Below are 13,168 nucleotides of genomic sequence, written 5' to 3' on the forward strand. Positions count from 1 at the left end.
TTCCTTTAATTCGAGTGGTTGTCGCTTAGATAGCAAAACGGCTGCCGTTCAGGGCAGCCGTTTCGTGGTGGCTAAAACTCAATACATCACTTTATGTCCATATTGCTCGAGAATGCCCTTCACGCGCTCCATGGTCTCTTTCTTCGGTGGTTTGACGCCATCCAGTTTGTACTCTTCGCCCATTGCCACCCATTTGTGTTTGCCCAGCTCGTGGTAAGGCAGCAGCTCAATTTTTTCAACGTTACCCATATCGCGGGTAAATTCGCCGAGGCGGTGTGCGGAGTCATCGTCATCAGACCAGCCAGGTACGACAACATAGCGGATCCACACTTTGATGTCTTTGTTTGACAGGTAACGCGCGAACTCCAGCGTACGATGGTTAGATACGCCGACCAGATTCTGATGGATTTCATCGTTCATCTGTTTGAGATCGAGCATGACCAGGTCGGTGACTTCCAGCAGCTCATCGATCACCGGATCGTAGCGGCGAACAAAACCGTTGGTATCCAGACAGGTATGAATACCTTCTTTTTTACAAGCGCGGAACCAGTCACGTACGAATTCAGCTTGCAGGATAGCTTCGCCGCCAGACGCCGTCACGCCGCCGCCGGATGCGTTCATAAAGTGGCGATAGGTCACCACCTCTTTCATTAATTCGTCGACGGTGACTTCTTTACCGCCGTGTGTATCCCACGTGTCACGGTTATGGCAATACAGGCAGCGCATCAGGCAGCCCTGAAAGAAGGTAATAAAGCGGATGCCCGGGCCATCAACAGTGCCACAGGATTCAAAGGAGTGAATGCGACCAATAACTGACATTGCGGTGTTTCTCCAGGTGTGGCCCATCCGGGGCCAGTGTTAGTGCACAGTTATTAACTGTGTCGAGTCTGTTTTGGCTGCTACCCATACTTTTCGTCTTTCAAGCTGCATCTTTGTTAGCTTCCTTCGCTCACCCCAGTCACGTACTTCTGTACGCTCCAGGGGATTCACTCCGTTGCCGCCTCAATGCAACTCGAAATCCATCGAGTATATAAGTATAGATAGCTGACAAAGCAGGCTATTAAAAAGGCCCCACTTACGTGGAGCCTTTATTGTACGCTTTTTAAAGTACGATTTCAGTCAAAACCAATTACATGGTCTGAGTGAAGGTACGAGTAATAACGTCCTGCTGCTGTTCTTTAGTCAGGGAGTTAAAACGTACTGCGTAGCCAGAAACGCGGATGGTCAGCTGCGGATATTTTTCCGGATGTTCCATCGCATCCAGCAGCATTTCGCGGTTCATGACGTTCACGTTCAGGTGCTGACCACCTTCGATGGACGCTTCGTGGTGGAAGTAACCATCCATCAGACCAGCCAGGTTGGTCTTACGAACTTCGTCGTCTTTACCCAGAGCGTTCGGAACGATAGAGAAGGTGTAAGAAATACCATCTTTAGCGTAAGCAAACGGCAGTTTAGCAACGGAGGTCAGAGAGGCAACAGCACCTTTCTGGTCACGACCGTGCATTGGGTTAGCACCCGGTCCGAACGGCGCGCCAGCACGACGACCATCTGGGGTATTACCAGTTTTCTTACCATAAACCACGTTAGAGGTGATGGTCAGAACAGACTGAGTCGGGATAGCGTTACGATAAGTAGTCAGTTTCTGAATTTTCTTCATGAAACGTTCTACCAGGTCAACCGCCATGTCATCAACGCGAGAGTCGTTGTTACCAAACTGCGGGTATTCGCCTTCGATTTCGAAGTCGATAGCCAGACCGTCTTCGTCACGAATCGGTTTAACTTTCGCATATTTGATTGCAGACAGGGAGTCAGCAGCAACGGACAGACCAGCGATACCACACGCCATGGTGCGGATAACGTCACGGTCGTGCAGCGCCATCAGAGAGGCTTCGTAGCTGTACTTGTCGTGCATGTAGTGGATAACGTTCAGCGCGGTGACGTACTGTTTAGCCAGCCAATCCATGAAGTGATCCATGCGGTCCATAACTTCGTCGAAGTTCAGAACGTCGCCTTTGATCGGTTCAGATTTAGGACCAACCTGCATTTTCAGTTTTTCATCAACACCACCGTTGATTGCGTACAGCATGGTTTTCGCCAGGTTTGCACGCGCACCGAAGAACTGCATTTGTTTACCAACAACCATCGGGCTTACGCAGCAAGCGATAGCGTAGTCGTCGTTGTTGAAGTCCGGACGCATCAGGTCATCGTTCTCGTACTGCAGAGAAGAGGTGTCGATGGACACTTTAGCGGCGAATTTCTTGAAGTTCAGAGGCAGTTTTTCAGACCACAGAACAGTGATGTTCGGCTCCGGAGAAGGACCCATGGTGTACAGGGTGTTCAGGAAGCGGAAGCTGTTTTTGGTAACCAGAGTACGGCCATCAACGCCCATACCACCGATTGATTCAGTTGCCCAAATCGGGTCACCGGAGAACAGTTCATCATATTCAGGAGTACGCAGGAAACGAACCATACGCAGTTTCATGACCAGGTGGTCGATCATTTCCTGTGCGTCTTGCTCGGTGATTTTGCCTGCTTTCAGGTCACGTTCGATGTAAGCATCCAGGAAGGTGGATACGCGACCGAAGGACATTGCTGCACCGTTCTGAGATTTAACTGCGGCCAGGTAGCCGAAATAAGTCCACTGGATAGCTTCCTGAGCGTTGGTAGCCGGACCAGAGATATCGCAGCCATATTTAGCAGCCATTTCTTTGATCTGACCCAGAGCGCGGTGCTGTTCAGCGATTTCTTCACGCAGACGGATAGTTGCTTCCAGGTTTACGCCGTTTTCCAGATCGGACTGCAGAGAGACGAACTGAGCGTATTTGTCTTTCATCAGGTAGTCGATACCGTACAGCGCAACGCGACGGTAGTCACCGATGATACGGCCACGGCCATACGCATCTGGCAGACCAGTCAGAACACCGGATTTACGGCAGTTCAGAATGTCTTTGGTGTAAACATCGAATACGCCCTGGTTGTGGGTTTTGCGGTATTCGGTGAAGATTTTTTTCAGCATCGGGTCCAGTTCGCGATTGTACGCTTTGCAGGAACCTTCAACCATTTTGATGCCGCCAAACGGAATGATCGCACGTTTCAGCGGAGCTTCAGTCTGCAGACCAACAATCTTCTCGAGCGCTTTGTTGATGTAGCCAGCGTCGTGAGAAGTGATGGTAGAAGCAACGGAGGTGTCAAAGTCAACAGGCGCGTGAGTGCGGTTTTCCTGTTTAACGCCTTCCATCACGCTGTCCCACAGTGCAGTGGTCGCATCAGTTGCGCCAGCCAGGAAGGACTCGTCACCCTCATACGGAGTGTAGTTTTTCTGAATGAAGTCACGTACGTTTACTTCATTCTGCCAATCACCTTTGGTAAAACCTTCCCAGGCTGTGGCTAACTTTTCATTAAGCTCGGACATGTAACACCTACCTTCTTAAGTGGATTTTTTATTTACTGCGTGTAATGGGCATCAACAGATTAATGATGATCGTTACCACGCAGATAAATGACCCAGTATGTCAACCCGACCAACAAACCGCCGCCGATAATGTTACCGATCGTAACCGGAATCAGGTTATCGGTGATGAAATTCATCACGGTCAGGTGAGAAAAATTCTCCGGAGAAGACCCAACTGCGGTCCAGAATTCCGGGGTGGCGAAATCGCGTATTACAATACCCATAGGGATCATAAACATGTTTGCGATACTGTGCTCAAAACCGCTGGCAACAAACATTGCGACCGGTAATACCATGATAAACGCTTTGTCCATCAGGCTGCGGCCCGAGTAGCTCATCCATACGGCCAGACACACCATCAGGTTAGCCAGGATACCAAGGCTCACTGCCTCAACAAAAGTATGGTGCACTTTGTGGTCGGCTGTTTGCAGAACGTTGAGCCCCCATGCGCCGTTGGCGGTCATATACTCGCCAGAAAGCCACATGAGTAACACAAAGATCAGGGCGCCAATCAGGTTGCCGACATAAACGTTAAGCCAGTTTTTCGCTAACTGACCCCAGGTAATACGACCACTGGCTTTAGCAACGACGATCAGTACGGTTGAAGTGAAGAGGTCTGCACCGCAGACAACACAAAGGATCAGCCCCAGGGAAAAGCAGATACCACCTACTAATTTCGCCATGCCGAAAGGCATAGTACCAGTGCCGGTTGTGGCGGTGATATAGAAAACAAAGGCAATTGAAATGAATACACCGGCAGTAATTGCCAGATAGAACGTCTTAAGCGGATGTTTCGTTGCTTTATAGACGCCTGCTTCTTCGGCAACTTTGGCCATTGCAGCAGGTAGAATAAGATCAAAAGGGTTGTCAGCTTTCACACTAACTCTCTCTTTATTAAGTCGGCGACGAGATACTAACAAAGCATTATAGATGAGAATTTGATATAGATCATATCTCGCCTGGCTTATAGGCCCGCAAGACGCATGGTTTTTATGCGATTACGGTGTAACATGTTGATTATCCATATAAAAATAAATTTTAAAAATTATAAAGTGAGTTGAATTTTTTCTTTCAGCCTCCTATGGGATGGTTAATTAAAATGGAGTAATTGAGATAAAAAACCACATTAATAAGCTAATTTTTTTAATATCAACTACTAATATTTAACCTTGCTTTTACATTTATTTTTTGGTTTGACCAAAATAAAAAACGGGGCGCTTTAAGCGCCCCGTAATATAGCTCAGACAATACATTTAGCCTACTCGAGGCAAGTTTTTTGTCACTATTTTGACCAGTGTGCCGCTTTCGCGCGTTGCAATTTCTCATAGGCTTTCAGCAGAGACTGATGTGCCGGGAATGCGTGCAGATCGCTGTCTACTGGCTGAAGTCCATAAAACGGCGCTTCACCACTCAGTGCCGCACTTGCCGCTTCAACCGCCTCAGCGCCGTACATGCGGACGAATGCGTTCAGATACTGCAGCGGCTGACGGTCTTCTTCCTGAGACAGTAGCAACAATGTTTGCAGGCAGCGATAGTAGTTTGCACGTTCCGCGCTAAAGACGGAGGCGTTAAATTCCATCGTCCATTCGGTCCACACCAGGGCCTGCTCCAGATCGCCACCGGCCAGCGCCAGCATCACTTTAAGCTCGCCAATACGCAGGGTGTACCAACCGTTATCCGCACCGGTCGCCAGACCGAGCAGCTCGCGCACGCGGGTGAAGTCGTCAAAACCTTCTTCATCCAACTGTTCAATCAGATTGAGGTAGTCTTCTTTATCCCACTCACTGCCTGGCAGAGAGAGAATGGTGTCACGCAGATGGGTGCCCATAGCATTGTTGGCTAACCACAGATCTTCTGCCGGATAGATGTCAGACATTCCCGGAACAATAATGCGGCACGCGTAAACGCCCAGGTGCTCATAGTCAGCGATATACACTTCTTTATCTTCAGCATTGAAGATGGCCATCAGGGTGGCGAACTCTTCTTCCGTGGTGCCGGAGAAATTCCAGTCAACGAACGGATAGTCGGCATCCTGCTTGAACAGATCCCAGGAGATCAGACCGCTGGAATCGATGAAGTGAGTTTCAAGGTTGGTATGCTCTGCCACTTCCTCATCGTCGAAGGTCGGTGGGGTGAAGACATCAAGATCCTTCAGACCACGGCCCTGCAGCAGTTCAGTCACGGTACGCTCCAGCGCAACGCCGAAATCCGGGTGTGCGCCGAAGGAGGCAAAGCAGGTACCGTTGGCCGGGTTGAACAGGACAACGCAAATCACCGGATACTTGCCGCCCAGCGAGCCATCGTAGGCAAAAATTGGGAAACCTTCCGCTTCCAGTGTGGCGATGGACTCCACCACTGCCGGATAGCGCGCCATCACCTCGGCCGGGATTTCTGGCAGGCTGATGCTTTCGGCGATAATACGGTTCTTCACATGGCGCTCAAAGACTTCAGACAGGCCCTGAACGCGAGCTTCGTTAGGTGTGTTACCCGCAGACATGCCGTTAGAAACATACAGGTTGCCGATAATATTCATCGGAATGTAGACGGTCTGGTTATCAGACTGGCGGGTAAACGGCAGGCCGCAGACGCCACGCTCTTCATTACCAGACTGTAGATCGATAAGCATGCTGCCGGTCAGTTCGTTATCTGGATCGTAAAACGCACGCAGACGTTCATCCAGTAAACCTTCTGGAACATCGTCTTTTTCAGTCAGCGGGAACCATTTTTCGTTCGGGTAATGTACGAACGGGCCATTGGCGATAGTTTCGCCCAGCCAGAAATCTGCAAAGAAGTAGTTAGTCGACAGACGCTCAAAGTATTCGCCCAGCGCAGAAGCCAGCGCCGCTTTTTTTGTCGCGCCTTTACCGTTGGTGAAGCACAGCGCGCATTCTTTGTCGCGAATATGTACAGACCAGACGTTAGGGACGGGATTCAACCACGAAGCTTCTTCAATTTGAAAACCGAGGTCGAGCAATTTTTGCTGGAAGCGAGCGATGGAGTCTTCCAGAGCGGCATCTTTGCCGGGGATAAATGTTTGCGTCATGAAAATCACTTTTGTCGTACGGAAAGCGCGCAATGATACGGGTTTTCAATGAACGGCGCTATCGTCGCCGGAGCCCATGCGTAAATAAAAGCATTGGCTATGCTTTCTTACAGCCAATCACGTTTAGAGCATATTAATGAAAGCTTTCGATTTACACCGTATGGCGCTTGATAAGGTGCCCATGGATTTTCTGGGGGAAGTTGCGCTACGCAGCCTTTACACCTTTATATTGGTTTTTCTGTTTTTAAAAATCACCGGACGTCGTGGCGTACGCCAGATGTCGCTTTTTGAAGTCCTTATCATCCTTACGCTGGGTTCCGCCGCGGGAGACGTGGCGTTTTATGACGATGTTCCGATGCTGCCGGTGCTGGTGGTCTTTATTACTCTTGCTGTGCTGTATCGGCTGGTAATGTGGCTAATGGCGCATAGTGAAAAAATGGAGGACCTTCTGGAGGGCAAACCCGTCGTGATCATTGAAGACGGCGAGCTGGCATGGTCAAAGCTCAATAGCGCCAATATGACGGAATTTGAATTCTTTATGGAACTGCGTTTGAACGGCGTGGAGCAATTGGGACAAGTGAAACTGGCTATTCTGGAGACGAATGGGCAAATCAGCGTCTACTTCTTTGCCGATGAAGACGTAAAGCCGGGGCTCAGTATTTTGCCTAAACGTTGTACGCAACGATTTAAAGTAATACCTGAAGCAGGGGACTATGCCTGCATACGTTGTAGCGAAGTGGTGCAAATGAAGGCCGGAGATCATCAATTATGTCCGCGCTGTGCAAATCCAGAATGGTCGAAGGCCAGTCGGGCAAAACGGGTTACCTGACAGCAAAAATCTCGGTTTTTACCCGTCAATCCGATAGATTCTGTTGTGTGACCGATGACACATTTTTACCCTTGCCAGTTTTACCCATTGCGGCGCGTGTCACTGAATGATAAAACCGATATCCACAGGAATAACTTATACCAATGTCTGTCACCGGATTATCGTCAATGACAGGATGTTGATTGGACAACAACACAACGTGGTGAGGGGAAATGGCTCAGGTCTTCAATTTTAGTTCAGGTCCGGCAATGTTACCGGCAGAAGTACTTAAACTGGCTCAACAGGATCTTTGTGACTGGAACGGTCTTGGCACGTCAGTGATGGAAATTAGCCACCGTGGCAAAGAATTCATCCAGGTCGCAGAGGAAACGGAGCAGGATTTTCGCGATCTTCTCAGCATCCCCTCCAACTATAAAGTGTTGTTCTGCCATGGTGGTGGTCGCGGGCAGTTCGCGGGTATCCCGTTAAATATTCTGGGCGATAAAACCACCGCGGATTACGTCGATGCCGGTTATTGGGCCGCCAGCGCAATTAAAGAAGCGAAAAAATACTGCACGCCAAACGTTATTGATGCCAAAGTCACCGTGGACGGCCTGCGTGCTGTTAAGCCGATGAGTGAATGGCAGCTTTCTGATAACGCGGCATACCTGCACTATTGCCCGAACGAAACCATCGATGGCATTGCGATCGATGAAACGCCGAATTTTGCCAGCAACGTTGTGGTCACGGCGGATCTGTCCTCTACCATTCTTTCCGCACCGCTTGACGTTAGTCGTTATGGCGTAATTTATGCCGGGGCACAGAAAAATATCGGCCCGGCCGGTCTGACGATTGTCATCGTCCGTGAAGATTTGCTGGGTAAAGCTCATGTCTCATGCCCGTCAATCCTCGACTATACCGTGCTGAATGACAACGATTCCATGTTCAATACGCCGCCAACCTTTGCCTGGTATCTGTCTGGCCTGGTCTTTAAATGGCTGAAAAAGCAGGGCGGTGTTAATGCGATGGATAAAATTAACCAGCAAAAAGCGGAATTGCTCTACGGCGTAATCGATAACAGCGATTTCTACCGTAACGATGTGGCGAAATCCAACCGTTCACGCATGAACGTACCGTTCCAGTTGGCTGACAGCGCATTGGATAAACTGTTCCTGGAAGAGTCTTTTGCTGCGGGCCTGCACGCGCTGAAAGGGCATCGTGTAGTCGGCGGTATGCGTGCGTCCATCTACAATGCCATGCCGCTTGAAGGTGTTAAAGCACTGACCGATTTCATGGTCGATTTCGAACGCCGCCGCGGCTAATCTGCTGTACTTTTCATCCCCACAGCCCGTCTGTGGGGTTTTTATGTCTGTTTTTGAGAGTCGAGTTTCATGGAATCCCTGACGTTACAACCCATTGCGCGGGTGGATGGCACCATCAATCTGCCTGGATCCAAAAGTGTTTCTAACCGCGCTTTGCTGCTGGCTGCATTAGCCAATGGCACCACTGTCCTGACCAATCTGCTGGACAGCGATGATGTTCGCCATATGCTCAATGCTCTGAATGCGTTAGGGATTAGCTATACCCTTTCTGCCGATCGTACCCGCTGCGAGATAGTTGGCAATGGCGGTGTGTTGCACGCAGAAGGTGCAGTTGAGCTGTTCCTTGGCAACGCCGGAACCGCAATGCGCCCACTGGCCGCAGCGCTATGTCTGGGCAGCAATGACATCGTGCTGACGGGCGAACCGCGCATGAAAGAGCGCCCGATTGGCCATTTGGTTGATGCGCTGCGCCAGGGCGGAGCCAAAATTGACTATCTGGAGCAGGAAAACTATCCACCTTTACGTCTGCGCGGTGGCTTTACCGGAGGCCAGGTTGAGGTAGATGGTAGCGTTTCCAGCCAGTTCCTCACTGCGTTGCTGATGACTGCGCCGCTGGCGCCGCAGGATACGACGATCGCAATTAAAGGTGACCTGGTATCCAAACCTTACATTGATATCACACTGAACCTGATGAAAACGTTTGGTGTTGAAATTGAAAATCAAAACTACCAGCGCTTTGTCGTGAAGGGGCAGCAGCAGTATCAGTCACCGGGTGCATACCTGGTTGAAGGTGATGCTTCTTCCGCTTCCTATTTCCTTGCGGCGGGTGCTATTAAAGGCGGTACGGTAAAAGTTACTGGGATTGGCCGCAACAGCATGCAGGGTGATATTCGTTTTGCCGATGTACTGGAGAAAATGGGCGCAACCATTACATGGGGCGACGATTTTATTGCCTGTACTCACGGCGAGTTGAACGCAGTGGATATGGATATGAACCATATTCCTGATGCGGCGATGACCATTGCAACGGCGGCGCTGTTCGCTAAAGGCACCACGACATTACGTAATATCTACAACTGGCGCGTCAAAGAGACCGATCGTCTGTTCGCGATGGCGACGGAGTTACGCAAAGTGGGCGCGGAAGTGGAAGAGGGGCATGACTTTATCCGCATCACCCCGCCTGCAACATTGCAATTTGCGGACATCGCGACCTACAACGATCACCGCATGGCGATGTGTTTCTCGCTGGTGGCGCTGTCTGACACGCCGGTGACCATTCTTGACCCAAAATGTACCGCCAAAACCTTCCCGGATTATTTCGAACAGTTGGCTCGTATTAGTACATCTGCCTGATTTTATTGCCGCACTTTCGGGTGCGGCACATTCTGACATCTCCGATTGCCTATTTATTCTACACTCAGCTTCAATGATTCTGCATTTTTCACACAAAGATAACGATCGTTGGCGTTGGCGCGTATAATGCGCGGCGTTCACGTTAATGTACGCCCGTTTAAGGAGAAAAAGATGACGGCAATTGCCCCGGTTATTACCATTGATGGCCCAAGTGGTGCAGGTAAAGGCACCTTGTGCAAGGCAATGGCGGAAGCATTGCAGTGGCATCTGTTAGATTCAGGCGCGATCTACCGCGTACTGGCGCTCGCAGCGTTACATCACCATGTTGATGTCACATCTGAAGATGCTCTGGTACCGCTTGCCTCACACCTTGATGTGCGTTTTATCTCAACAGACGGCAACCTGGAAGTCATTCTTGAAGGTGAAGATGTCAGCGGTGAAATACGTACTCAGGAAGTAGCGAATGCCGCCTCTCAGGTTGCGGCGTTTCCCCGCGTGCGTGAAGCGTTATTACGTCGTCAACGCGCATTTCGCGAATCCCCAGGTCTGATTGCTGATGGACGTGATATGGGCACCGTGGTGTTCCCGGATGCGCCGGTGAAAATTTTTCTGGACGCCTCCTCGCAAGAACGTGCGCATAGACGTATGCTACAGTTGCAGGAAAAGGGCTTTAGTGTTAACTTTGAACGCCTTTTGGCCGAGATCGAAGAACGCGATTATCGCGATCGTAATCGTGCTGTAGCGCCGCTGGTTCCCGCTGCTGATGCTTTAGTTTTGGATTCAACCCGATTAAGCATTGAGCAAGTGATTGAAAAAGCGTTACAATACGCGCGCCAAAAACTGGCTCTCGCTTAAGTGCGACCGAATTTGCAGTACCCCCGTTGCAATGGATTGACAGCGGGTATGTTAAACAACCCCATCCGGCATGGAGCCAGGTGGACGTTAAATATGAAACCTGAAGATTAAACATGACTGAATCTTTTGCTCAACTGTTTGAAGAATCCTTAAAAGAAATCGAAACCCGTCCGGGTTCCATCGTTCGTGGTGTTGTTGTTGCTATCGACAAAGACGTAGTACTGGTTGACGCTGGTCTGAAATCTGAGTCCGCCATTCCGGCAGAGCAGTTCAAAAACGCCCAGGGCGAGCTGGAAATCCAGGTTGGTGACGAAGTTGACGTTGCTCTGGATGCAGTAGAAGACGGCTTCGGTGAAACCCTGCTGTCCCGTGAAAAAGCTAAACGTCACGAAGCTTGGATCACGCTGGAAAAAGCTTACGAAGAAGCTGCAACCGTTACTGGTGTTATCAATGGCAAAGTCAAGGGTGGCTTCACTGTTGAGCTGAATGGTATTCGCGCGTTCCTGCCGGGTTCCCTGGTAGACGTTCGTCCGGTCCGCGACACGCTGCACCTGGAAGGCAAAGAGCTTGAATTCAAAGTAATCAAGCTGGATCAGAAGCGTAACAACGTTGTTGTTTCCCGTCGTGCCGTTATCGAATCCGAAAACAGCGCAGAACGCGATCAGCTGCTGGAAAACCTGCAGGAAGGCATGGAAGTTAAAGGTATCGTTAAGAACCTCACTGACTACGGTGCATTCGTTGATCTGGGTGGCGTTGACGGCCTGCTGCACATCACCGACATGGCATGGAAACGCGTTAAGCATCCGAGCGAAATCGTAAACGTTGGCGACGAAATCACTGTTAAAGTGCTGAAGTTCGACCGCGAGCGTACTCGTGTATCTCTGGGCCTGAAACAGCTGGGCGAAGATCCATGGGTAGCTATCGCTAAGCGTTATCCGGAAGGTACCAAACTGACTGGTCGCGTGACCAACCTGACCGACTACGGCTGCTTCGTTGAAATCGAAGAAGGCGTTGAAGGCCTGGTTCACGTTTCCGAAATGGATTGGACCAACAAAAACATCCACCCGTCCAAAGTTGTTAACGTTGGCGATGTAGTGGAAGTTATGGTTCTGGATATCGACGAAGAACGTCGTCGTATCTCCCTGGGTCTGAAGCAGTGCAAAAACAACCCATGGCAGCAGTTCGCGGAAACCCACAACAAGGGTGACCGTGTTGAAGGTAAAATCAAGTCTATCACTGACTTCGGTATCTTCATCGGCCTGGACGGCGGCATCGACGGCCTGGTTCACCTGTCTGACATCTCCTGGAACGTTGCAGGCGAAGAAGCAGTTCGTGAATACAAAAAAGGCGACGAAATCGCAGCAGTTGTTCTGCAGGTTGACGCAGAGCGTGAGCGTATCTCTCTGGGCGTTAAACAGCTCGCAGAAGATCCGTTCAACAACTGGGTTGCACTGAACAAGAAAGGCGCAATCGTAAACGGTAAAGTCACTGCAGTTGACGCTAAAGGCGCAACCGTAGAACTGGCTGACGGCGTTGAAGGTTACCTGCGCGCTTCTGAAGCTTCACGTGACCGCGTTGAAGATGCAACTCTGGTTCTGAGCGTAGGCGACGACGTTGAAGCTAAATTCACCGGCGTTGATCGTAAGAACCGTGCAATCAGCCTGTCTGTTCGTGCTAAAGACGAAGCTGATGAGAAAGATGCAATCGCAACTGTTAACAAACAGGAAGATGCTAACTTCTCTAACAACGCAATGGCTGAAGCTTTCAAAGCAGCTAAAGGCGAGTAATATCGAGTGCTCTAAATCCTTTGTGCTGTTAACGGCACAAAGGGTGACGAGTAGCTTGACAGATTACAGGATTCGTCCTGTAATCAATGACAAAGGGCGGCTACGGCCGCCCTTAATCAATGCAGCAGCTAATTATGCCTTTAAGGAACCGGAGGAATCATGACCAAGTCAGAATTGATTGAAAGACTTGCAACCCAGCAACCTCATATTCCCGCGAAAGCGGTTGAAGATGCAGTTAAAGAGATGCTGGAACATATGGCCTCGACTCTTGCGCAGGGCGAGCGTATTGAAATCCGCGGTTTCGGCAGCTTCTCTTTGCATTACCGCGCACCACGCACCGGACGTAATCCGAAGACCGGCGATAAAGTGGATCTGGAAGGGAAATACGTTCCGCACTTTAAACCAGGTAAAGAACTGCGCGATCGCGCCAATATTTACGGTTAAGTTTTTAGCGAGACTTAACGCCGAGAAAAGCACCCAAATGGGTGCTTTTTTCATTTCTGTCCACCTATCCTGGAATCCTCATCCCAGTTAATTTGTACGTTACAA

At 50.0% G+C, this 13,168-nt stretch carries 10 protein-coding genes; 6 read left to right on the forward strand and 4 right to left on the reverse strand.

Features of this window, described 5'->3' with window-relative positions; translation table 11 throughout:
• Positions 1 to 78: 78 nt before the first annotated feature.
• The 4 genes from pflA to ycaO form a co-directional block, all read right to left on the reverse strand.
• Positions 79 to 819 (reverse strand): pyruvate formate lyase 1-activating protein, encoded by a 741-nt coding sequence (pflA, locus tag OGY10_RS17290; RefSeq protein WP_003035751.1) that lies wholly within the window; start codon positions 817 to 819, stop codon positions 79 to 81.
• Between the two features lie 310 nt (positions 820 to 1,129).
• A complete protein-coding gene (gene pflB / locus OGY10_RS17295; RefSeq protein ID WP_003035753.1) occupies positions 1,130 to 3,412 on the reverse strand; it encodes a formate C-acetyltransferase in 2,283 nt (760 codons plus the stop codon).
• A gap of 59 nt (positions 3,413 to 3,471) precedes the next feature.
• Positions 3,472 to 4,329, reverse strand: coding sequence for a formate transporter FocA (focA, locus tag OGY10_RS17300; protein ID WP_003831909.1), 858 nt, complete (start codon positions 4,327 to 4,329; stop codon positions 3,472 to 3,474).
• A gap of 404 nt (positions 4,330 to 4,733) precedes the next feature.
• The gene (gene ycaO, locus OGY10_RS17305; protein WP_191226217.1) at positions 4,734 to 6,494 is read right to left on the reverse strand and encodes a 30S ribosomal protein S12 methylthiotransferase accessory factor YcaO; all 1,761 of its coding nucleotides are present in this window, start codon (positions 6,492 to 6,494) and stop codon (positions 4,734 to 4,736) included.
• 136 nt (positions 6,495 to 6,630) lie between these two features.
• Here ycaO and OGY10_RS17310 point away from each other — a divergent pair, with 136 nt between their 5' ends.
• The 6 genes from OGY10_RS17310 to ihfB all read left to right on the forward strand — a co-directional run bounded on the left by OGY10_RS17310 (position 6,631) and on the right by ihfB (position 13,063).
• Positions 6,631 to 7,323: a DUF421 domain-containing protein gene (locus OGY10_RS17310; RefSeq protein WP_008784261.1), complete on the forward strand. Its 693-nt coding sequence runs from the start codon at positions 6,631 to 6,633 to the stop codon at positions 7,321 to 7,323.
• Between the two features lie 212 nt (positions 7,324 to 7,535).
• The gene (serC, locus tag OGY10_RS17315; protein WP_191226216.1) at positions 7,536 to 8,624 is read left to right on the forward strand and encodes a 3-phosphoserine/phosphohydroxythreonine transaminase; all 1,089 of its coding nucleotides are present in this window, start codon (positions 7,536 to 7,538) and stop codon (positions 8,622 to 8,624) included.
• Positions 8,625 to 8,693: 69 nt separating this feature from the next.
• Positions 8,694 to 9,977 carry a 3-phosphoshikimate 1-carboxyvinyltransferase gene (gene aroA, locus OGY10_RS17320; protein ID WP_003831919.1) on the forward strand — a complete coding sequence of 428 codons (1,284 nt, stop codon included), beginning with the start codon at positions 8,694 to 8,696 and terminating at the stop codon, positions 9,975 to 9,977.
• Positions 9,978 to 10,148: 171 nt separating this feature from the next.
• Positions 10,149 to 10,832, forward strand: coding sequence for a (d)CMP kinase (cmk, locus tag OGY10_RS17325; RefSeq protein WP_003831921.1), 684 nt, complete (start codon positions 10,149 to 10,151; stop codon positions 10,830 to 10,832).
• 113 nt (positions 10,833 to 10,945) lie between these two features.
• Positions 10,946 to 12,619, forward strand: a complete 1,674-nt coding sequence (gene rpsA, locus OGY10_RS17330) for a 30S ribosomal protein S1 (RefSeq protein WP_003035776.1) — start codon at positions 10,946 to 10,948, stop codon at positions 12,617 to 12,619.
• A 159-nt stretch (positions 12,620 to 12,778) separates the two neighbouring features.
• On the forward strand, positions 12,779 to 13,063 hold the full coding sequence (gene ihfB, locus OGY10_RS17335) for an integration host factor subunit beta (RefSeq protein ID WP_003035780.1): 285 nt from the start codon (positions 12,779 to 12,781) through the stop codon (positions 13,061 to 13,063).
• Positions 13,064 to 13,168: the final 105 nt, after the last annotated feature.

The sequence above is a fragment of the Citrobacter sp. Cpo148 genome, from assembly GCF_030332375.1.
Classification (GTDB): Bacteria; Pseudomonadota; Gammaproteobacteria; order Enterobacterales; family Enterobacteriaceae; genus Citrobacter; species Citrobacter portucalensis.

What these genes read in the sequence shown, in the direction of transcription:
- pflA (WP_003035751.1), bottom strand. Translation starts at nt 819, where the DNA reads ATGTCAGTTATTGGTCGCATTCACTCCTTTGAATCCTGTGGCACTGTT.
- pflB (WP_003035753.1), bottom strand. Translation starts at nt 3,412, where the DNA reads ATGTCCGAGCTTAATGAAAAGTTAGCCACAGCCTGGGAAGGTTTTACC.
- ycaO (WP_191226217.1), bottom strand. Translation starts at nt 6,494, where the DNA reads ATGACGCAAACATTTATCCCCGGCAAAGATGCCGCTCTGGAAGACTCC.
- OGY10_RS17310 (WP_008784261.1), top strand. Translation starts at nt 6,631, where the DNA reads ATGAAAGCTTTCGATTTACACCGTATGGCGCTTGATAAGGTGCCCATG.
- serC (WP_191226216.1), top strand. Translation starts at nt 7,536, where the DNA reads ATGGCTCAGGTCTTCAATTTTAGTTCAGGTCCGGCAATGTTACCGGCA.
- aroA (WP_003831919.1), top strand. Translation starts at nt 8,694, where the DNA reads ATGGAATCCCTGACGTTACAACCCATTGCGCGGGTGGATGGCACCATC.
- cmk (WP_003831921.1), top strand. Translation starts at nt 10,149, where the DNA reads ATGACGGCAATTGCCCCGGTTATTACCATTGATGGCCCAAGTGGTGCA.
- rpsA (WP_003035776.1), top strand. Translation starts at nt 10,946, where the DNA reads ATGACTGAATCTTTTGCTCAACTGTTTGAAGAATCCTTAAAAGAAATC.
- ihfB (WP_003035780.1), top strand. Translation starts at nt 12,779, where the DNA reads ATGACCAAGTCAGAATTGATTGAAAGACTTGCAACCCAGCAACCTCAT.